The sequence below is a fragment of the Streptomyces sp. NRRL F-6492 genome (assembly GCF_001280125.1).
Lineage (GTDB): Bacteria > Actinomycetota > Actinomycetes > Streptomycetales > Streptomycetaceae > Streptomyces.
In genome coordinates this window covers 1-21,259 of sequence record NZ_LGEG01000149.1, presented here as the reverse complement: position 1 = coordinate 21,259, position 21,259 = coordinate 1, and the positions used below count along the sequence as shown (strand labels likewise).

The 21,259-nt window shown below is 75.9% G+C and carries 9 protein-coding genes, 1 tRNA gene and 2 pseudogenes; 4 read left to right on the top strand and 8 right to left on the bottom strand.

Features of this window, described 5'->3' with window-relative positions; translation table 11 throughout:
- Positions 1 to 70: 70 nt before the first annotated feature.
- The 6 genes from ADL08_RS12985 to ADL08_RS12960 form a co-directional block, all read right to left on the bottom strand.
- The gene (locus ADL08_RS12985; RefSeq protein WP_078968131.1) at positions 71 to 1,873 is read right to left on the bottom strand and encodes a S8 family peptidase; all 1,803 of its coding nucleotides are present in this window, start codon (positions 1,871 to 1,873) and stop codon (positions 71 to 73) included.
- 361 nt (positions 1,874 to 2,234) lie between these two features.
- Complete coding sequence (locus ADL08_RS12980) at positions 2,235 to 3,092, bottom strand: GNAT family N-acetyltransferase (RefSeq protein WP_053642330.1); 858 nt, start codon at positions 3,090 to 3,092, stop codon at positions 2,235 to 2,237.
- A gap of 387 nt (positions 3,093 to 3,479) precedes the next feature.
- Positions 3,480 to 4,379, bottom strand: coding sequence for an NAD(+)/NADH kinase (locus tag ADL08_RS12975; protein WP_053642328.1), 900 nt, complete (start codon positions 4,377 to 4,379; stop codon positions 3,480 to 3,482).
- Positions 4,376 to 5,404, bottom strand: coding sequence for an SPFH domain-containing protein (locus ADL08_RS12970; protein WP_053642326.1), 1,029 nt, complete (start codon positions 5,402 to 5,404; stop codon positions 4,376 to 4,378). The genes ADL08_RS12975 and ADL08_RS12970 overlap by 4 nt, the downstream gene beginning before the upstream one ends.
- Positions 5,405 to 5,485: 81 nt before the next feature.
- Positions 5,486 to 6,505 (bottom strand): DMT family transporter, encoded by a 1,020-nt coding sequence (locus tag ADL08_RS12965; protein ID WP_234352116.1) that lies wholly within the window; start codon positions 6,503 to 6,505, stop codon positions 5,486 to 5,488.
- On the bottom strand, positions 6,502 to 7,377 hold the full coding sequence (locus ADL08_RS12960; RefSeq protein ID WP_078967958.1) for a phosphatase PAP2 family protein: 876 nt from the start codon (positions 7,375 to 7,377) through the stop codon (positions 6,502 to 6,504). The genes ADL08_RS12965 and ADL08_RS12960 overlap by 4 nt, the downstream gene beginning before the upstream one ends.
- Positions 7,378 to 7,562: 185 nt before the next feature.
- Here ADL08_RS12960 and ADL08_RS12955 point away from each other — a divergent pair, with 185 nt between their 5' ends.
- Both ADL08_RS12955 and ADL08_RS35460 read left to right on the top strand, forming a co-directional pair.
- The gene (locus ADL08_RS12955) at positions 7,563 to 8,165 is read left to right on the top strand and encodes a TetR/AcrR family transcriptional regulator (RefSeq protein WP_053642325.1); all 603 of its coding nucleotides are present in this window, start codon (positions 7,563 to 7,565) and stop codon (positions 8,163 to 8,165) included.
- Between the two features lie 46 nt (positions 8,166 to 8,211).
- A pseudogene (locus tag ADL08_RS35460) lies at positions 8,212 to 8,562 on the top strand (DUF488 domain-containing protein); the annotation flags it as partial.
- Between the two features lie 378 nt (positions 8,563 to 8,940).
- Here the strand turns inward: ADL08_RS35460 and ADL08_RS36580 are convergent.
- A pseudogene (locus tag ADL08_RS36580) lies at positions 8,941 to 9,288 on the bottom strand (DUF309 domain-containing protein); the annotation flags it as partial.
- A gap of 200 nt (positions 9,289 to 9,488) precedes the next feature.
- Between ADL08_RS36580 and ADL08_RS12945 the strand changes: the two are divergent.
- Together ADL08_RS12945 and ADL08_RS12940 are read left to right on the top strand one after the other, a co-directional pair.
- A complete protein-coding gene (locus ADL08_RS12945) occupies positions 9,489 to 12,251 on the top strand; it encodes an AAA family ATPase (protein ID WP_053642536.1) in 2,763 nt (920 codons plus the stop codon).
- 53 nt (positions 12,252 to 12,304) lie between these two features.
- Positions 12,305 to 12,378, top strand: a tRNA-Pro gene (locus tag ADL08_RS12940).
- 71 nt (positions 12,379 to 12,449) lie between these two features.
- On the opposite strand, the gene ADL08_RS12935 is transcribed toward ADL08_RS12940, so the two are convergent.
- A partial coding sequence (locus ADL08_RS12935) for a type I polyketide synthase (RefSeq protein WP_053642321.1) occupies positions 12,450 to 21,259 on the bottom strand: 8,810 nt, incomplete at its 5' end.

Sequence of the window (21,259 nt, the reverse complement as noted above, 5' to 3'; positions counted from 1 at the left end):
ACCACGAGCGCGTCGCTGACCAGCAATGATGCTGATGTGGGGGGTGGGTCGAAGGTGGTGCGGTGGTGCTTTAGAAGGTGAGGCTCCACCCGTTGATGTAGCCGGTGTCACCCGTGGCCACATCGCGGACCTGGAGCTTCCAGACGCCGTTGGCGACCTCGCTCGACGCGTCGACCGTGTAGGTCGTCACGACGTTGTCGGCGCTGTCCGAGGACGACGAGGTCTTCAGGTTGCGCACCGTGCCGTCGGGGGCGACCAGGTCGACGACCAGGTCCCCGCGCCAGGTGTGCTTGATGTCCACGCCGACCTTGAGGGCGGCGGGGGCGTTGCCGGTGCGGCCGGCGACGGTGATCGGGGACGACACGGTGGTGTTGTCCGGGATCGACACGCGCGTCGAGCTGCTGAAGACGTTGCCGGTCGGCGGCGTCGTGGTGGTGACGGCGTCGACCGTCTTCGCCGCGTCGGCGATGCCCGCGCCGCAGCCGCCGGCGCAGGTGCCCGGCAGCGGACGCGCGTTGGCCTTGATGGCGGACTCGATGTCGGCCGGGGTGAGGGTGCTCTTGGCCGACTTCAGCAGGGCGGCGAGGCCGGCGATGTGCGGCGCCGCCATCGAGGTGCCCTGGTAGGGCTTGTAGTTCTCGGCCGACTGGACCGTCGTGCCCGAGTTCAGCGTGGAGAGGATGCCGTTCTCGGGGGTGGTGACGGTACCGGGCGTGTCGGTGGCGCGGCGGGTCTCGCCGCCGGGCGCGGCCACGTCCACGATGGTGCCGTAGTTGGAGTAGAACGACCGGTTGCCCTCACGGCTGGTCGACGCCACGGTGATGACGTTCGAGCAGTTGGCGGGGGTGAAGCCGGAGGTGTTGGCGTTGCTGTTGCCCGCGGCCACGACGACGGTGGTGCCGCGCGAGACGGCGCCGTTGATGGCGGTCTGGTAGACGCTCGGGCAGGTCGAGCTCGCGCCGCCCAGGCTCAGGTTGACGACCTTCGCCGGGGTCGGGTTGGCCGGGACGCCCGGCACGGTGCCGCCGGAGGCCCAGGTGATGGCGTCGGCGATGTCGGCGGACGAGCCGCCGCACTTGCCGAGCACCCGCACGGGCTGGATCTTCGCGTTGTACGCGATGCCCGCGACGCCCTTGGCGTTGTTCGTGACGCCGGCGACGGTGCCGGCCACGTGGGTGCCGTGCCAGGAGGAGGTGGAGGCCTTGGAGCCCGCGCCGCACTCGTTGTCGGAGGCGTTCCAGTCGCCCTCGTCCTTGGCGTCCGCGTCGCGGCCGTTGCCGTCGCGGGCGTCGGCGGAGGTCGAGATGAAGTCGTAACCGGAGACGACGTTGGCGGCCAGGTCCGAGTGGGCGGCGTAGCCGGTGTCGATGACGGCGACGGTGACGCCGGAACCGGTCGTCTTGTCCCAGGCCGTCGGGACGTTCATGCCGCCGGTGGGCTCGAAGAGGTCCCACTGCTTGGCGTAGTCGGTGTCGTTCGGCGTGACCGCCATCGCGTAGGCGCGGATGTCGGGCTCGACGGAGGCGACGGCCGGGTCGGCGCGGAACGCGTCCATCACCTTCGTCACGTCCTGCTTGGTGGCGCTGTCGCCCAGGTCGACCAGGGCGCCGCCGGCGGCGAGACGACGCTCGAAGGAGAGCTGCTCGCCCGTCTTCGCTGCCTTCTCGGCCGTGTCGCTCTTCGCGGCGGCGTTGGAACCGGCCTCGGCGGCCCGGTTCTTGTAGGTGACGATGAGCTTTTCGACCGGGGCGCTGGGAAGCGCCTGGACGGCCTGCGAAACCGGCGCGGGCTTCGGGGTGGGAGCGGCCGGGGCGGCGGCGAACGCCCCGGAGGTGGTGGCAGCGGCACCGAGGATCGCGGCACCCGCGACCACGGATATGACTCTCCGCCTGGAACCGTTCAAGGTGTGGCCCTTTCGATGACGACGTAACTGCGAAGCAGTGGCGGCGGCGCGGGACACACGGTGCGAAGTGGGGTCGCGATCCGGCGTTCCCTGGGCTTGGGGGGCCCGTGCGCCGCCACCGGCGCGACGGCCCGGGTCAAGGCCGTCACCGGCGGATGCCACCCTTCTCATGCACCTGTCATGGTGCGACTCGGAGGATGATATCTGCCGGTGCGGAGGACAGTAGGGAACGGGGGGGTGAACCCGATACGGGGAAAACCCTTGTCACCCCTCGGGGGGTGGAGGGGGGTCGGTGAGGGGGAGGGGGTACGGGGCGGGGGCGCCGGCCGGCTCAGCCCAGTTCGAGCGTGGTGACCCCGAAGACGCGCTCGCGGGCCACCGGGCGGACGGGGCCGGTGTACATCCGGGCCGTCTCGAACGTCGGCTCCAGACCCCGCTCCACCGCCAGGCGCGCCGCCGCCGGGTTGACCTCCGGCATGTCGACCGCGATCCGGTCCGCGCCGAAGTCCCTTGCCTCGGCCGCGAGTCCGTCGAGCAGGGCCGCCGCGTCCGCCGGGGTGTCCGCGAACAGCGGCCCGACCCGGGCCTCGTCCTCGGCGGGACGAACCACCCCGTACCCGGTCAGACGCCCGTCGACGACCCGGGCCAGGGCGCGGTGCCCGGGGGTCGTCAGCCAGGCGGAGAGGAACCGCGGCCGGTCGGCGTGGTGACAGGCGCCGTCGTACGCCGCGAGGGCGGCCGGACCGACCCGCCCGGCGGCCACCAGACCGGCCGGCGGGCCGTCCGGGGCCGGGACCTCGCCCACGTACCGCGCCGTGCGGTACGCCGTCGCGAAGCCGGAGCGCCGGTAGTTGTCCTGCTGCGCGGGCACGCCGTCGAGCCCGACGGCCCGGTCGCCCGCGTGACCGAGCGCGGCCCGCCAGGTGGCCAGGCCGTACCCGAGGCCCCGGAGACCGGGCCGTACGAGGTAGAAGCCCAGGAACGCGTAGGCCTCGTCGTAGTCGACCACCGAGACGGCGGAGACGGGCTCCCCGTCGATCCGGCCGAGGAAGAACCCGCCGGGGTCCTGCGCGAAGAAGGCCGTGACGTCGGAGACCCCCGGGTTCCACCCCTCCTCGGCGGCCCAGGAGCGCACCAGCGCCCAGTCCTGCGGAGTGGCGGGGGAGACGGTCGGCGAGCCGGGGGCCATGGGGTGTCCTTCGACGGCCGGGAGGGGACGGGGGGACGCCCGGCGGGCCGGACGGCCCGGCGGACGCCCGGACGAGCGGATGTCCAGGTGGGCGGATGTTCAGGCGGGCGGATGTTCAGGCGGGCGGATATCCGGGCAAAGCGCGCCGAGCATAACGCCGCACGGGCCCCCGCCCGCCCCGGACCGATCGAATCCGGCCGTGTCGGGGACGGGAGGGGGCGGGCCGGGAGCCGGTGCCGGGGTGCGGGCGCGTGCCCGTGAACGATGCTTCGCCAGGCCGCCCGGCGGGCCGTCCGAGCGGCCCCGCCGCCTCCGCGCGCGCCCGGTCCGAGCCGGAACCGTTCCCGTCCCCTTCCGAAGGGCGACGCTTCCGGGCGGAACGCCGGCTCAGTGCACCAGGCGCAGGCGGGAGCCCGCGATCGTCAGGCGGACCGTCTGGCCCCAGGTCAGTTCGAGCGCGTCCGACTCGACGCCGTCGCCGAAGGCGACCAGGCGGTCCGACTCGACGGTGAGGCGCAGGCCCCGGCCGGGGCCGAGGAGGCCTTCGACGCGGGTGGTGCCGGTCGTCGGCGACGGCCAGGCCTCGCGCACGAACCAGGCGAGGCGGGGGTCCGACGGCGCGGGCAGCGCGAGGGCGCTGGAGCGCTGCTCCCACAGGGAGCGCAGCCAGCCCGTGGCCCCCGTGCCGGTGCCGACGAGCACGCCCGACGACGCCTGGGCCTCGGCCGGGGCGTCCGTGCCGTCGAGGCCGAGCGTGTAGCGGGCGGTCTGGTGGCCCGGCGGCCCGACGTAGATCTCGTTGAGCGCGAGGAGCCGCTGCGCGTCGTCGGTGACGGCCTCGACCATCGTCAGCTCGTCGGCCGCCGCGCCCTCCTCCGCCGCGTACGGCAGCAGCCGCCGCGCCTGCGCCGCCCGGTGCCGGACCAGGACGCCCGGGTTGCGCCCCGGATCGGCGTCGATGCCGACGACGGGCTGCCCGGTCAGGTACTTCGCCGCGTTGGCGACCAGGCCGTCCTGCCCGACCACCACGACGACGTCCTCGGGCCCGAACAGGAACCGGTCCAGATCGGCGCGTTCCACCCGGGTCTGCCGCCATGCCAGCGGCACCGCGCCCGCCACCTCGGCGAGCGCCCGGTGGGCCCGCTCGTGCCGTTCCCGCACGGCCTCGACCGAGCGGCCGCGCGCGGAGAGGAAGAACGCGGCCTGCCCGTGCGTGCCGTGCCGGGCGAGCAGTTCCTCGTACTCCGTCGTCCGGTGCACGAGCACCGCGCGCGGCGCGAGGCTCATGGCCGGACCCCGCCGGTCCCGCCTCCGCCGCCCTCGCCGCCGAGCCTGGCGAGCAGCCCGGTGAGCACGTCCGGGGAGAGCGTCAGGTGCTCGATCCGGGGCAGGTTCTCGGCGGCCCGCTGCACGGCGAGGGCGTGCAGGACGGCCGGAGGGGTCTCCGCGTGCGCCCGCAGCCACGCGGACTGCGCCCCGGCGCGCGCCTCGCCCACCTCGCGCGCCGCCTCCGCCTCGGCCCGGGCGAGTCGGACCTTCCGCACGGCCTCGGCCTCGGCCCGCACCGCGTCGGCGGCGGCGTTCTCCTCGGCCTCGCGGCGCGCGTTGGTACCGCGCTGCTCGACGAGCCGCTCCTCCTGCCGGGCCAGCTCGATCTTGCTGGCGAGCTCGTTCTCCGCGATGGCGCGTTCCCGTTCGACGGCGACCGCCCGGCGCTCGTAGGTGGCCCGGTCGGCCTCCTGCTGGATCTGCTCGCGGGCGGGGGTGCGCAGGGCGCGCTCGACCTCGGGCTCGGGGCGGATCGCCACGACCCGGACGGCGACGACCTCGATGCCGGTGTCCGGCAGGCGCGGCTCGGCGGCGAGGCCGGTCGCGACGCGGTCCCGGACCGCCGCCACGCCGTCGACGAGCGCGGCGGCGAGGGTGGTGCGGGCGAGGACGTCGAGGGCGTGCTGCTGGGCGGTCTCGGTGAGGAGGGTGGCGATCTGCTCCAGCGGGGTGCCGCGCCAGGCGCCCGTGTCGGGGTCGACGGAGAAGTCGAGCCGGGTGGCCGCCGCGCCGGGGTCGCCGATCCGGTACGTGACGGTGGACTGCACGCTCACGTCCTGGAAGTCGGCCGTGCGGGCGTGGAAGGCCATCGCCAGCTCCCGGTCGTTCACCGGCACCTCGGAGAGGGCGGCGGTGCGCGGCCGGAACCAGAAGCTGAGCCCCTCGCCGTCGTGGACGAGCTTTCCGCGTCGCTGGTGGCGGATGTGCGCGGTGGGCGCGGAGCGCAGATGGCGCCAGCCGGCCCGCCGGGTGATGTCGGCCATGGAAACCCCCTTGTCGTCACGTTGACGATAGGGGGTGGGTCCGGTTGTCGTCAAGGTGACGAATTGAGGGGCCGTCCGCGTTCACCCCGCGAGCGGGACGCCCACCGGTTCGGCCTCCGGTGCCGTGAGACCGGCGATCCGGGTCGCCGGAAGGCCCCCGGCGACGACCCCGCCCCCCGTCGCACCGCCGGCCTCCGCGCGGAGACCGGCGTCGGCCCCGGCCTCTCCCGCCCCGCCGCCGCCCTTCGTCAGGAGCACCACGCCCCGCGCCGCGACCAGCGACGCTCCGGCGGCGGCCACCCAGCCCCAGGCGCCGGCCCGGAAGGTCTCGCCGAGGAGGGCCACGCCGATCACCGCCGCGGCCGCCGGGTTGGAGAGGTTGACGACGGCCAGCGGCGCCGCGAGCCCGCCCCGGTAGGCGGCCTGCGAGAGCAGCAGCCCGCCCGTGGCGAAGCCGGATATGAGCACCGCGAGCAGCGCGGTCTGCCACCGGGTCGGCTCGGTGCCCGGAAGGTCGAGCGCGAGCGCGGCCGTCAGGGTCTGGGTGAGCGCCGAGGCGACGCCGGAGGCGATGCCGGACGCCGTGGCGTGCCCGAGTCCGCGCCCGGCCCGTCCGCCGTTCCCCTGGAGGCGGCCCGAGGCGAGGGCGGCGATCAGGAGCGCCGTCGCCGCGGCGACGACCAGCGACTCGCGCAGGCTGAGCGCCTCGCCGGGGGCCGCGGGTCCGGTGACGGCGACCAGGCCGACGAGACCGGCCAGGGTCCACAGGGCTCCGCGCCATTCGGTACGGGTCACCCGCCGGCGCGCGCGGTACGCGCCGAGCGGCAGCGCCGCCACGAGGGTCAGCGCGCCGAGCGGCTGGACCAGGGTCAGCGGCCCGTAGTGCAGGGCGGCCACGTGGGCGAGGGCCCCGGCGGCGTTCAGGCCGACCGCCCACCACCACTGCCCGCGGGCGAGCAGCGCGCGCAGCGCCCCGCGCCCGTCGGGGGCGGCGGGCGACGCGGCGGCGAGCCGGGACTGGGCGACGGCGGCGAGCGCGTACCCGGCGGCGGAGACGAGGGAGAGGAGCACCGCGAGCGCGGTGCCGGCGGCGGGGTTCATCGCAGGGCTCCGACCGGGAGGGGGGCCGTCTTCGGGCGGCGGCGTACGGGTGGGGGCGCCGTCCGGTGCCCGGGGGCGCGGACGGCGAGCAGCGCGAGGCCGAGGAGCGCGGCGGCGGCGAGCGCGTCGAACCAGTAGTGGTTGGCGGTGCCGACGACGACGAGCAGGGTGAGCAGCGGGTGCAGCAGCCAGAGCGCCCGCCACCGGGAGCGGGTGGCGGCGATCAGGCCGACCGCGACCATCAGGGCCCAGCCGAAGTGCAGCGACGGCATGGCGGCGAACTGGTTCGCCATCGAGTCCGTCTCCGGCACCGCCCCGTAGACGGAGGGGCCGTAGACGCGCGCGGTGTCGACGAGTCCGGCGGCGCCGAGCATCCGGGGCGGCGCGAGCGGCATCAGCAGGTGCAGCGCGAGCGCGGCGGCGGTGAGGAGCGCGAGCACGCGCCGCGACCACAGGTAGTGGGCCGGGCGGCGCAGGTACAGCCAGACGAGGAAGGCGACCGTGGCGGGGAAGTGCACGGCCGCGTAGTACGTGTTCGCGGCCCGGACCAGCGGTTCGCCGTGCAGCAGGAGCTGCTGGACCGCTCCCTCGCCCGGCAGGTGGAGGGCGCGCTCGGCGTCCCAGACGCGGTCGGCGTTCCGGAAGGCGCGGGTCTCGTGGCCGTTGGCGAAGAGCCGGCCGCACTTGTAGACGAGGAACAGGGCGGTGACGAGCAGCAGCTCGCGCAGCAGGGGCGGTCGCGGGGCCGCTCCCGGGCCCTCCCCGTCCGCCCCCTCCCCCTCTCCTGCGTCGGGGCCGGCGGGGCCGGGGGCAGGCGTCGCCCCGGGTCCGGCAGGACGTGGTCCTCGTATCCCGCGTATCCCGGCAGCCATCGCGCGGCCCTCTAATCCGTCAAATCGGCAACAAACGGAGGCAGCCTAGATCCGTTTTCATCGAGACGCAAGCGTCTCGATACGTTTGCGTCTCGATTGTGCACCCCCTACTCTCGTATGTGCAGGGCAGACTCGTACGGGAGAGACGCAGAGGGGGCACGAAGGTGCCCGCCCGGGAGGGACCGATGTCCACACAGGCCGCGACCGCCGCAGCCCGGCGCAGCAAGATCACGCCGGAGCGCGAGACCGAGCTCTACGACGCGGTGCTCCGCCTCCTCCGCGAAGGCGGCTACGACGCGGTGACCATGGAGGGCGTCGCCGCCCTCACCAAGTGCGGCAAGGCCACGCTCTACCGGCAGTGGGGAACGAAGCCGCAGCTCGTCACCGCCGCCCTCGCCCGCAGGCGCTGCGTCGTCTTCGGCGGCATCGACACCGGCACCCTCGCCGGCGACCTGCGCGAGGCCGCCCGCATCGCCGCCTCCCGCCACGAGCGCGACGCCGGACTGATGGAGGCCGTCGCCCAGGCGTACATCCAGCACCCCGACCTGCGCGCCGCGTTCCGCGAGACGGTCATCACCCCCGAGATCGAGGCCATCGACGCGATCGTGGCGCGCGCGGTCGAGCGGGGCGAGGTCGACGCCGACAACCCCGCCGTCGACTTCGTGGCCCCCACCTTCCTCGGCATGCTCCGCATCGAGCGGATCTGCGAGGAGCGGTTCACGGACACCTCGACCATGCGGGCCTTCGTCGACGCCGTCCTCCTCCCGGCGCTGCGCGTCGCCGGGTGAGCCGGGGTGCCGTCCGGCACCCGGGCCCACGGCCGCCACCACCCCCGCCGTCCGCGTCCGCCGCGTCCACGAGACCCCGTCGCCCGACGACGGGGCGCGGGTCCTCGTCGACCGCCTCTGGCCGCGCGGCCTCGCCACGGCGGGCGCCCGCATCGACGAGTGGCCCAAGGCCCCCACCCCCTCCACGGAACTCCGCCACCGGCACCACGGCCCCGAGGGCGAGTACGAGGAGTTCCGCCGCCGCTACGAGGCCGAACTCGCCGCCCCGGCCGCCGCCGAGGCCCTCGCCCGGCTCAAGGAACTCGCGGCCCGGGAGACGGTCACGCTCCTCACGGCGACCAAGGACCCGTCGGCCGGTCACACGTCCGTACCGCGGCGGGAGATCGAGGGGACGGGGGAGCAGCGGACCCGGCGGGCGGGGACGGGGTCAGCAGGCGTCCCGGCGCAGCCGCGGCGCCTCGACGGCGGCGTCGACCACGACGCCGCCCCCTCCCGCACGGCCGGCCAACTCCCGCGCCCAGGAGACGAGCCCGCCGACGTCGATCCCGTACGGCCCCGGCCCGGGCGAAGACGTACTCGGCTCCGAAGCTGACGTCCCCGGCGTCCCGGTCTCCGACGAGGACGCGCCGGGCTCCGAAGCTGACGTCCCCGGCGTCCCGGTCTCCGACGAGGACGCGCCGGGCTCCGGTGAAGACGCGTCCGGCGTCCCGGACTCCGCCGAAGCCGCCCCCGGCGCCCCGGCCTCCGCCGCCCCCGGCCCGTTCGCCAGGCGGTCCGCGCCGCGCCGCAGCAGGCGCGCCCCGCCCGCCGCGTTGCCGCGGGCCGCGTGCGTCAGGCCCACGGCGAGCTGGGCGAGCCCCTGCCACAGGTCCCGCTCCGCCTCCGGACCGGACTTCCAGGCGTCCTCGAAGACCTCGTGCGCGTGGAACGGCATCCCGGCGTCCAGCAGCCGCTGCGCCTCGCGCAGGGTCGCCCCGGGATCCCGTACGACCCCCTCGGGCTGCCGGGGCACCCCCTCCGCCCCGTACGGCAGCGGCCGGCCGAGCCCGTCGCGGGGCCGGGCGCTGCGGGCCCGCCCCTCCTCGTCGCGGTCCCTGCCTCGGTCACTCGTGGTCCGGTTCACCCCTCCATTGTCGCCCCCGGAACGATCAGGAACGCTAGGCTCGTCCGACAAGCGCTTCGTGCCGGTCCGCGTGGGTCTCGCCGGCCGCGGCGCGCAAGGAGCTCGGGTAGGGGAGTGAGTCACCGGTGCCGTCGGATCCCGAACAGCCGTCGCCCGCCACGCCGTTCGTTCCCGAGGTCCCCGACGGGTCCCGCGGCGGGCTGCTCGAACGGGACCCGGAGCTCGCCGCGGCCGCCCATGCCGTCGGCGAACTCGTCGCCGGAGCCGCCGCCGGCGGTCCGGTGCGCGGCGGCATCCTCGTCTACCGGGGAGAGGCGGGCATCGGCAAGACCACCCTCCTCGGCGAGATCCGCCGCACCGCCGGGGACCGGTGCACCGTCCTGACGGCCCGGGGCGGCGAGACCCTCACCTCGGTCCCGTTCCACGTCACCCGCCAGCTGCTCCAGCCCGCGCTCGACCGCTTCGACGAGGAGGACGTCCGCCTCCTCTTCGGCGACCACTTCGACCTGCTCGCCCCCGCGCTCGGCCTCGCCCCGCCGCCTCCGCCGTCGGCGGCGCCGGCCGACCCGCAGGGCGTGCGGGACGGCCTGGCCAAGCTCCTGGGACGGCTCGCGGACCGGCTGCGGGACCGGCCTCCGGTGCTGCTCGTGGACGACGCGCACTGGGCCGACGCCGAATCCCTGGCCTGGCTCGACGCCTTCACCCGGATCCGCCGGGACCGCCGGCTGCCCGCCCTCGTCGTCCTCGCCCACCGTCCCCTGGCGGAGGGGCCGCACCGCACCGGTGTGCCGGCCGTCCTCGCCGCGCTCGCCGACCGCGCCGTCGTGACCCTGGGCCTGCACGCCCTCACCCTCGGCGCCACCGCCGCGCTCGCCCGGGAGACGCTGGGCGGCCACGCGGACGAACCGTTCTGCCGCGAACTGTGGACGGTGACCTCCGGCAACCCGTACGAGACGGTCGAACTCCTCGCCAAGGCCCGCGACCGGATGCTCGAACCCGTCGCGGGCTCCGCCTCCCTCCTGCGCGGCCTCGGCGCCGAAGCGCGCGGCGGCGGGCTCGTCGCCCGCCTCGAAGAGCTCGGCGTCGGCCCGACCCGCCTGGCCTGGACGATCGCCGTCCTCGGCGCGGACAGCACGCCGGGCCTCCTGGCGTCGCTCACCGGCACGGGCCAGCCGGAGGTCGCCGAGCACACCGAACTCCTGCGCCAGGCGAGGATCGTGACCACGAGGGCGGACCGGGAGGCACGGACCGGACCCGCCGCGAAACCCGGACAGGACTCCGCGACGACCGGACCCGGCGCCGGAGGCGACCCGGCCGCGACGACCCCGGAGGGCTCCGCCCACCTGGAGTTCGCCCATCCCCTCATCGCGTCCGCCGTCTACGGCTCGATGTCACCGGCCGCGCGGACCGCCCTGCACGGACGGGCCGCCTGGGCGCTCACCGCGGCGGGCCACGGACCGGCCGCCATCTCCCGGCACCTCCTCGAAGTGCACCCCGACGAGGACGAGGAGGTCGTCCGCCAGCTGCGGGCCGCCGCCGTCGAACACCTCGCCGTGGGCGCCCCGGACGCGGCCCGGCGCTGTCTGGAACGGGCCCTGGCCGAACCGCCGGCCCCCGACTCGTACGCCAGGGTGCTCTACGAACTCGGCTGCGCCTCCCTGCTGACCGCGCCCGCCGCCACCGTCCGTCACCTGAGCTCCGCGCTCGACCTGCCGGGCCTCGACGACGACCTGCGGATCGACGCGACCTACCGGCTCGCCCAGGCCCTCGCCCACAACAACCAGCTCCGGGAGGCCGCGCGGGTCCTCGCCGCCGAGGCCGTCCGCACCCCGCCCGGCACCGACCGCCGCCGCCTGCAGGCGGCGAACTTCATGTACGAGGGGTTCCAGGCCGTCGAGGAGGACGGCCCCGGCCGCTCCCGCCGCCTCGCCGACCTCACCGCGAACTTCACCGGCGCGGACAACTCCGAGCGGGCCCTCCTCACGGTGCGCGGATTCGACGCCATGATGCGCGGCGAACCCGCCGACGAGGTCGTGCGCCTCTGCGACCTCGCCCTCGTCGACGGCATACCGGCCCGGGGACTCGGCTGGACCGACGCCACCTGGGGATTCGAGATCCCCGCCCTCACCGGCATCGCGTACGCGTTCTCCGACCGTCCCGACCGGGCCGGGATCCTCTTCACGGAGGCGGTCCGCGCCTTCGAGATCTCGGGCTGGAGCGGCGCCCACCTCGCCTTCGCCCACACCCTCCTGGGCCTGGTCCACCGGCGCCGCGGCAACCTGCCGAGGGCGCAGCACTACCTGGAGGAGGGCCTGCGCCTGGCCGACCGGGTCGGCGACGGCCTCCCCGTGCACTGGGACACCGCCTGCCTCCTCGTCGACACGCTCGTCGCCCGGGGACGCACGGCCGAGGCGCGGAGCGTGGCCGACCGCTACTCCTTCGGGCCGCCGTGGCCGGGCGCGATCGTCCTGCCCGACGGCCCCAGCGTCCTCGGCCGGCTCCTGCTCGCGGAGGGACGCGTCGAGGAGGCGGTGGCCACCCTGGAGGCCGCGGCCGAAGCCCTGGTCGGCCGGGGCCGCCACCACGTCGTATGGGCTCCCTGGCCCCTGGACCTCGCGCGGGCGCTCGCTCCCACGGACCCGGACCGCGCGGCCGGGATCGCCGCCGGCGCCCGTGCCCACGCCGAACGCATCGGCACTCCCACGGCCCTCGGCGAAGCCCTCCGCTGCGAGGCCTTCCTCGCCGACCCGCCCGAGTCCCGCCGCCTCCTCACCGAGGCGGTCGCCCACCTGGCCGCGTCCCCGTCCCGCTACGAGGAGGCCCGCGCCCGCCTCGACCTGGCCCGCCTCACGGGTTCCCCGGCCGCCCTCGCCGAGGCGACCGCCCTGGCCACCGCCTGCGGCGCGTCCCTCCTCGCCGCCGACGCGGTGACAGCCCGTGCGTCGTCCCACCCTCCGGAGTGAGGTAATGTCTTCCCTGCACGCCGACGCGGGAACAACCCGCCGAAGACGCGCATCGGGACGTGGCGCAGCTTGGTAGCGCACTTGACTGGGGGTCAAGGGGTCGCAGGTTCAAATCCTGTCGTCCCGACTCGTGAGAGTCGTCACCCGAGGGGCCGCTCCGGAGGAATCCGGAGCGGCCCCTCGGGCGTTTCCGGGCGGCTACTCGGCGTGGTCGAGGAAGGCGAAGAGCTCCTCGTCGGTCGCGTCGTCGAGGTCGGTGTCGCGGTCGGGCCGGGGAGCCTCCTCCCGCGTCATGGCGTCGAGGAGACCCCTCAGGCGCGTGGTCAGGACGGTACGGGCCGGGTCGCCGTCGTCGAGGGCGTCGACGAGGGCCTTCGTCCGGTCGAGCGCCGCGAGGGCGGTGTCCAGGGAGGGTGCGCCGGAGCCGTCCCCGGACGGGGCGACGAGCCCCGCCAGGTGCCGGGCGAGGACCTCCGGGGCGGGATGGTCGAAGACGAGGGTCGTGGGCAGGCGGAGACCCGTGGCGGCGTTGAGCTTGTTGCGGAGCTCGACCGTCGTGAGCGAGTCGAAACCGATCTCCTGGAAGGTCCTCCCGGGGTTGACCGGGGTGCCCGGGGCATGGCCGAGGATGTCGTTGACCTGGGCGTGGACGACGTCGAGGAGGGCCTGTTCGCGGGCGGTGGCGTCGAGCGCGGCGAGCCGCCGGGGCAGGTCGTCGGCGGGCCGCGCGGTGGCCGCCGCCCTCCGGGGGCGGGAGGCGGGGGCGAGGTCCTGGAGCAGCGGGTGGACGCGGTCGGGGTCGCGGCGCAGCAGCGCGGTGTTGACGCCGGTGGCGGCGTGGAGCGGATGCGCGGTGGCGGTGGCCCGGTCGAACAGGGCCATGGCGTGCTCGGTGGCGAGGGGCGCGAGGCCGAGGCGGGAGAGCCGGCGCAGGTCGTTCTCGGCGAGCGCGCCGCTGAGGTCGCTCGACTCCTCCCACAGGCCCCAGGCGAGGGAGGTTCCGGGCAGGCCGTGGGCCCTGCGGTGGGCGGCGAGGGCGTCCAGGAAGGTGTTGCCCGCCGCGTAGTTGGCCTGACCCGCGTTCCCGATCAGACCGGCGACCGACGAGTACAGGACGAAGGCGCCGAGATCGGCGGTGCGGGTGAGTTCGTGGAGGTTCCACGCGGCACCGATCTTGGGGTGGACGACGGCGTCGAGGCGTTCGGGGGTGAGCTCGGCGACGACGGTGTCGTCGAGGACGCCCGCGGTGTGGACGACGGCGCGCAGCGGGGTGGTGAGACCGGCGAGGACGCCGGCCAGCTGCCGGCGGTCGGCCGCGTCGCAGGCCGCGAACGCGACGGTGGCGCCGAGCCCTTCCAGTTCGGCGCGGAGCTCGGCGGCTCCCGGGGCCCGCTCGCCGCGGCGGCTGAGCAGGAGCAGGGTGCGCGCGCCGTGCTGGGTGACGAGGTGCCGGGCCAGGACGCGGCCGAGCGCGCCGGTGGCTCCCGTGATCAGTACGGTGCCCTCGTCCCACCGCCCGGCCGTCGCCGGGGCGGCGTCGGGCGCGGGGGCGGGGGCCAGCCGGGGCCGGAGGACCCGCCCGCCGCGCAGCGCCACCTGCGCCTCCCCGCTGTGGACGGCGCGGGCGAGCCACGCCGTGTGGTCGGGGGCGTCCGGGCCGAGGTCGGTGTCGACCAGCACGATCCGGCCGGGGTTCTCCGTCTGCGCCGTGCGCAGCAGACCCCAGACCCCGGAGTGGACCAGGTCGGGCACGCCGTCGGCGTCCGAGGCCGCGACGGCGCCACGGGTGACGACGACGAGCCGGGAGGAGGCGAGGCGGTCGTCGGCCAGGAACCGCTGGACGCGCTCCAGGGCACGGCACAGTTCGACCCTCGCCAGGGCGGCGATGCCCTCGCCGTGCACCGGCCCGTCGTCGGACACCAGCGACCACACGACCGTGCGCGCCCCGGCACGCGCCGCCTCGTCGAGGTCGGCGCAGACGGGCACGGACACGGAGCCGGCCGGCAGGGCCCCCCACGCGACCCACTCCGACGGGTCGGCCGCCGTCTCCGGCGCCCGGACCTCCGACCAGGACACCCGGAACAGCCCGTCCCGGCCGGCGTCGGCGTCCCGCAGCGCCGCACGCGACAGCGGCCGCAGGGTCAGGGACCCCACGGACAGGACCGGCGCACCGGCGGGGTCGGCGACGGCCAGCGACACCACGTGCGGGTCCGCCGCGTCACGGGTGACGCGGACGCGCAGCCGCCCGGCGCCCACGGCGTGCAGGCGCACGTCCGACCAGGAGAACGGGAGCACCGCGGTGTCCCCGTCACCGGCCACGCCGGGCAGCAGCGGGTGCAGCGCCGCGTCCAGCAGCGCCGGATGCAGCAGGAACCGGCCGGCGTCGTCGACCGCCGGATCGGGCAGCGCCACCTCGGCGAACACCTCTCCCTCCCCGCGCCAGAGCCGGCGCAGCCCCTGGAACACCGGGCCGTACGCGTAGTCCCCTTCGGCCAGGCGGTCGTAGAGGCCGTCGAGGCCGACCTCGACGGCACCGGCGGGCGGCCAGGGCCCCGTCGGGGCGCCGTCGCCCGCGCCGCCCGGCGCGGAGTCCGTATCCGGGGCCAGGAAGCCCTGGGCGTTGAGCCGCCAGTCGCCCCCGGAGGTACGGGAGTGGACCTCCAGGGAGCGCCGGCCGTCGGCGTCGGGCCGCCCGGCACCGACCTGGAGCTGGACGGTCTCGGCCGGGGGAAGCACCAGCGGGGCCGTCAGGGTCAGCTCCTCCACCCGTGTCGCGCCGGTCTGTTCGCCCGCCCGGGCGGCCAGTTCGAGGAGCGCGGTCGCGGGCAGCACCACGGTTCCGGCGACGGCGTGGTCCGCGAGCCACGGGTGCGTGGACAGGGCGAGCCGCCCGGTGAGGACGGTCTCGTCCCGGCCCGCCACGGTGAGCGCGGCGTTCAGGAGGGGGTGCTCGACGGTGCTCAGCCCCAGGCCGTCGGCGTTCGCGGCGGCCGGCGGCGTGCTGAGCCAGTAGTCGCGGTGCTGGAAGGCGTAGGTGGGCAGCGGTACGGGCCGCGCCGAGGGCAGGAGCGCCCCCCACTCCGGCCGGACGCCGGACAGGTGCAGCTCGGCGAGCGCGCGGTGCAGGGTCTCGGACTCGTCCCGGCCCCTGCGCAGCGCGGGTGTCACCAGAGCCGCGCGGTCGGCGTGGTCCGCCGCGAGGGCGTCGCGGACCAGGGCGGTCAGGGTGCCGTCCGGCCCGAGTTCGACGAACCGGGTGACGCCCTGCGCGGCGAGGTACCGCACGCCGTCGTGGAACCGGACGGCTCCGCGGACGTGGCGGACCCAGTAGTCGGGCGAGGTGAGTTCCTCGTCGGTGGCCAGGGTGCCGGTCACGTTGGAGACCACGGGGATGCGCGGCGGGCGGAACGTCAGCCCGGCGGCGATCTCGCGGAACTCCTCCAGGACCTCGTCCATGTGGGCGCTGTGGAAGGCGTGGCTGACGGTCAGCCGCTTGGTCCGCACGCCCCTGGCCCTCCAGTGGGCCAGCTGCTCCTCGACCGCCGCCGCGTCCCCGGAGACGACGACGGCCCGCGGCCCGTTGACGGCGGCGATGTCGACGGTGCCGCTCCCGTGCGGACGGGCGAGCAGCAGGGCGCGCACGTCGTCCTCGCCGGCCTCGACCGCCGCCATCGCGCCGCCCTCCGGCGCGGACTGCATCAGCCGTCCGCGCTCGGCGACCAGGACGGCCGCGTCGGGCAGGTCCAGCACGCCGGCGACGTGCGCGGCCGCCACCTCTCCGATCGAGTGGCCCAACAGGTGGTCGGGGCGCAGGCCGTGGTGCTCGAACCAGCGGAAGAGGGCCACCTCCACGGCGAACAGGGCCGCCTGGGTGAAGGCGGTCTGGTCGACGAGCACGGCGTCGGCCGTGTTCTCCCGGGCGAAGAGCACGTCCTTGACCGGGCGTACGAGTTCGCCGTCGAGATGGCGGGCCACCTCGTCGAGCGCGGCGGCGAACACCGGCGAGGACGCGTACAACTCCCGCCCCATGCCCAGGCGCTGGCTTCCCTGGCCCGAGAAGAGGAACGCGGTCCCGCCCTCACCGGTCGCCCGGCCGTGCACGAGACGGGCGGAGGAGTCGCCCCGCGCGAGGGCGTCGAGCCCTTCGAGGAGCTCCTCGCGTCCGGCACCGACGACCGCGGCGCCGTGCTCCAGCGCCGCGCGGTCGGTGACGAGCGAGAACGCGACGTCGGCGGGCGCCAGTTCGGGACGCTCACCGAGGTGGGCGTGCAGACGGCGGGCCTGGTCCCGCAGGGCGTCCTCGCTCCGGGCCGTCACGATCAAGGGAACGACGGCGGCGCGGCCCGTGGCGCCCGGTGCGGCACCGTCCGCACGGTCCTCGCCCTCCGCGCCGTCCACCGGCCGGGGCGCGGCGGGCGCCTCCTCCAGGATGACGTGGGCGTTGGTGCCGCTGATGCCGAAGGACGAGACGCCGGCCCGGCGCGGCCGGCCCTGCTCAGGCCACGGACGGGCCTCGGTGAGCAGCTCCACCGCACCCGACTCCCAGTCGATGTGCGACGAGGGCTCGTCGACGTGCAGCGTACGGGGGAGGACCCCGTGCCGCATCGCCTCGATCATCTTGATGATCCCGCCGACACCGGCCGCCGCCTGCGCGTGCCCGATGTTGGACTTCAGCGAGCCGAGCCACAGGGGCCGGTCCTCGCCCGCGCGTTCCTGCCCGTAGGTGTTGAGCAGGGCCTGGGCCTCGATGGGGTCGCCCAGGGTGGTGCCCGTGCCGTGCGCCTCGACCGCGTCCACGTCGGCCGGGGCGAGCAGTGCGTTGGCCAGCGCCTGGCGGATCACCCGTTCCTGCGAAGGGCCGTTGGGCGCGGTCAGGCCGTTGCTCGCCCCGTCCTGGTTGACGGCGGTGCCCCGCACCACGGCCAGCACCCGGTGGCCGCGGCGGCGTGCGTCGGACAGCCGCTCCACGAGCAGCACGCCGACGCCCTCGGACCAGCCGGTGCCGTCGGCCGACGCGGCGAACGCCTTGCAGCGACCGTCCGCCGACAGGCCCCGCTGCCGCGAGAACTCCACGAACGTCGTCGGCTGCGCCATCACCGTCACGCCGCCGGCCAGCGCGAGGTCGCACTCACCGGCACGCAGCGCGTTCGCGGCCAGGTGCAGCGCGACCAGCGACGACGAGCAGGCGGTGTCGACCGTGACGGCGGGACCCTCCAGGCCGTAGGTGTACGCGACCCGGCCGGACAGCACGCTGGAGAGGTTGCCCGCGAGCAGGAAGCCCTCGAACTCGCCCGGCGCGGCGTTCGCACGGACCGGGTAGTCGTCGTACATCGCCCCCGTGAACACGCCCGTGGAGCTCCCGCGGACGCTGCCCGGATCGATGCCCGCGCTCTCGAAGGCCTCCCACGTCGTCTCGAGGAGCAGCCGCTGCTGCGGGTCGGTCGCGGTGGCCTCGCGCGGCGACATCCCGAAGAAGTCGGCGTCGAAGAGGCCCGCGTCGTGGAGGAACCCGCCGTGACGGGTGTAGCTCGTGCCGGGCCGTTCCGGGTCGGGGTCGTACAACCCCTCCACGTCCCAGCCCCGGCCGGTCGGGAACTCGCTCACCGCGTCGACCCCCTCGGACACCAGACGCCACAGGTCCTGCGGCGAGGACACCCCGCCGGGATAGCGGCACGCCATGCCCACGATCGCGATCGGCTCGTCCGCCCGGCCCGCGGGCCGGGCGGCCACGGCGGCGGGCGCCCGGTCGGCCGTGACCCGGCCGAGCAGGTACGCGGCGAGCGCGCGGGGCGTGGGGTGGTCGAAGACGACGGTGGACGGCAGCCGCAGGCCGGTCGCGGTGCCCAGCCGGTTGCGCAGCTCGACCGAGGCCATCGAGTCGAACCCGATGTCGTTGAAGGCGCGGTCGGGGGCGACGGCTCCCGCACCCGCGTGGCCCAGGACGGCGGCGATCCTCTCGCGCACCAGGTCGAGGGCGGCCTCCTTCCGCTCGTCCTCGCCCAGGGCCAGGATCTGGCGGCTCCAGGCCGACGCGCCGCCCGTCTCCTTCCCGGACCCCGCGCGGGGACGTGCGACCGCCCCGCGGGCGCGCGGAGCGACCTGGCCCCGCAGGACCGGCGGGGTCGCCTCCCCGTCCGTGAGGAGGGCGGGCCGCAGTACGAGGGGGGCGAACAGCGGGCCGCCGCGCGCCAGCGCCTCGTCGAACAGGGCAAGCCCCTGCGCGGGGGTGAGCGGCGGCAGACCCGCCCGCTCCCAGCGGGCGGTCTCGGCGTCCGTGAGGGTCGCCCCCATGCCGCGCGTGGCGTCCCACAGACCCCAGGCCAGCGACGTCGCCGGCAGCCCCCGGGCGTGACGGTGGTGCGCGAGGCCGTCCAGGAAGGCGTTGGCCGCCGCGTAGTTGGCCTGCCCGGCGGTGCCGATGAGGCCCGAGACGGAGGAGAACAGGACGAACGCCCGCAGGTCGAGCCCGCGCGTCAGCTCGTGCAGATGCCGTCCGGCGTCCGCCTTCGGCCGCAGGACGCCCGCCAGCCCCTCGGGGGTCAGGGACAGGACCGTCGCGTCGTCGAGGACGCCCGCCGTGTGCACGACGGCGGTCAGCGGGTGGGCGGGGTCGATCCCGTCGAGGAGCCCCGCCACGGCGTCCCGGTCCGAGACGTCGGCGGCCACGACGCGGACGGTGGCCCCGGCCTCGGAGAGCTCGGCGACCAGCTCGGCCGCGCCCGGAGCCGCACTTCCCCGACGGCTCGTCAGGAGCAGCTCGCGCACGCCGTGTTCGGCCACCAGGTGCCGGGCGAGCAGCGCGCCCAGGCCCCCCGTACCGCCGGTGACGAGGACCGTCCCGCCGGGATCGAGGACGACGGGCGCACCGCCCGCGTCCCGGCCGGCCGGGGAGAGGCGGGGCACCCGCAGCGCGCCCGCGCGCACGGCGACCTGCGGCTCGTCGGCGGCCAGCGCGGCGGACAGGAGCCCGTCGGCTCCGGGGCCGCCGTCCGTGTCCACGAGGACGATGCGGCCGGGGTGCTCGGACTGCGCCGACCGGACCAGACCCCAGACCGGGGCGGACGCGAGGTCGGTGACGTCGTCGCCGGGCAGCGCGGCCACCGCTCCCGAGGTGACCACGGCCAGACGCGCGTCGACGAACCGCTCGTCGGCCAGGAACTCCCGTACGAGCCGCAGGGCGCGCGTGGTCGCCGTGTCCCCGGGCGCCGTACCCCGTGCGTCCTCGGGCGCGGGCGCCGGGAACCGTACGAGGACCAGCTCGGCCGGCTCCACGCCGGCGAGGCTCTCGCCGGTGACCTCGACCCACGGGACGTCGTCCCGCCGCTCGGGCGCGGGGAGCACCGGCCAGCGCAGCTCGTACAGGGCGGCGCCCCCGCCCCGGGCCGTGTCGGCGAGCCTGCCCTTGTCGACGGGGCGCAGGGTGACCGACTCCACGACGGCCACGGGCGCGCCGGAGCCGTCCGCGAGGGTCATCCCGTAGGAGCCGGAGCCGGAGCCGGAGGCCGGCGTGCGCGGCCGGATCCGTACCCGGAGCTCGGCGGCTCCGGTGGCGTGCACGGTGACGCCCGACAAGGAGAACGGCAGCCGGACGGAGCCGCTGTCGGCCCCCTCGCTCCCGTCCGCGGCGTCCAGGACCAGCGGGTGCAGGGCGGCGTCGAGCAGCGCCGGGTGCAGGGCGAACCCCGCCGCGTCCTCCGGACCCGCGGGCAGCGACACCTCCGCGTACAGGTCCCCGTCCGCGCGCCACATCCCGGTCAGGCCCTGGAAGGCCGGCCCGTAGGAGTAGCCGAGCGAGGCCAGGCGTTCGTACGCGTCCTCGACGGGCACCGGTGTCGCACCGGGCGGCGGCCACGCGCCCGACAGCTCCGCGTCGACCGCGCCGGGCCCCTCCGGGGCCAGCACGCCGACGGCGTGGCGGGTCCACCGGCGCGGGTGCCCGCCGTCGCCGTCGGGGGACGCGTGGATCGTGAACGGCCGCACGCCCTCGCCCTCGGGCGCGCCCACGGCCACCTGGACGCGGACCGCCTCGCCCGGGGGAAGGGCGAGCGGTGCCTCCAGCGTGAGGTCCTCCACCTGCGGCAGCCCGAGGTGTCCACCGGCGGCGACGGCCAGCTCCAGGAACGCCGTCGCGGGCAGGAGGACGGAGTCGCCTATGGCGTGGTCCGCCAGCCACGGCTGCCCGCCGAGCCCCAGACGGCCCGCGAACACGGTGTCGTCCCGGTCGGCGAGGTCGACGGCGGTGGAGAGCAGCGGATGGTCGGCGGTGTCGAGACCGGGACTGTGCGCACCGGAGGCCGGCTGCGGCGCGAGCCAGAAGTGGTCACGGCCGAACGCGTACGTCGGCAGGTCCACCAGCTCCCCCTCGGGGAAGAACGCCACGGGCTCCAGGGCGGCTCCCGCCGCGTGGGCGCGCGCCAACCCCTCGACCACCGTGTCCGCTTCGGGCTTGTCTGTTCGCAGGAGTGCGATGGCCTGTGTGTCGAGGGTGGTGTGGGTGAGAGGGGTGAGGACGGCGTTGGGGCCGATTTCGAGGTAGGTGGTGGCGTTCAGGGCGTCCAGAGTCTTCAGGGCGTGGGTGAAGCGGACGGTTCCTCGGAGTTGGTCGGCCCAGTAGTCGGGTGTGGTCAGTTCGTGGTCGGCGAGTTGTCCGGTGAGGGTGGAGACGAGGGGGATGGTCGGTGGGTGGTAGGTGACGCCGGCGGCTGCGGTGCGGAAGTCTTCGGCGGCTTGGTTCATGTGGGGGGAGTGGAAGGCGTGGCTGACGGTGAGGCGGGTGGTTTTGCGGCCCTGCTGTTTCCAGGTGTCGGCGATTTCTTCGACGGTGTGGGTGTCGCCGGAGATGACGATGGAGTGGGGTGAGTTGAGGGCGGCGATGCTGACCTGGTGCTCGTGTCCGTCGAGGTGGGGGAGGAGTTCTTCTTCGGTGGCTTGGATGGCGATCATGGTGCCGCCGGGTGTGGCGTTTTGCATGAGTCGGGCGCGGGTGGTGACGAGGTGGGCTGCGTCGT

Bases quoted from the DNA above. Each gene is read 5' to 3' on its own strand.
- ADL08_RS12980 (WP_053642330.1), bottom strand. From the start codon at position 3,092: ATGGCCCCCGGCTCGCCGACCGTCTCCCCCGCCACTCCGCAGGACTGG.
- ADL08_RS12975 (WP_053642328.1), bottom strand. From the start codon at position 4,379: ATGAGCCTCGCGCCGCGCGCGGTGCTCGTGCACCGGACGACGGAGTAC.
- ADL08_RS12970 (WP_053642326.1), bottom strand. From the start codon at position 5,404: ATGGCCGACATCACCCGGCGGGCCGGCTGGCGCCATCTGCGCTCCGCG.
- ADL08_RS12965 (WP_234352116.1), bottom strand. From the start codon at position 6,505: ATGAACCCCGCCGCCGGCACCGCGCTCGCGGTGCTCCTCTCCCTCGTC.
- ADL08_RS12960 (WP_078967958.1), bottom strand. From the start codon at position 7,377: ATGGCTGCCGGGATACGCGGGATACGAGGACCACGTCCTGCCGGACCC.
- ADL08_RS12955 (WP_053642325.1), top strand. From the start codon at position 7,563: ATGTCCACACAGGCCGCGACCGCCGCAGCCCGGCGCAGCAAGATCACG.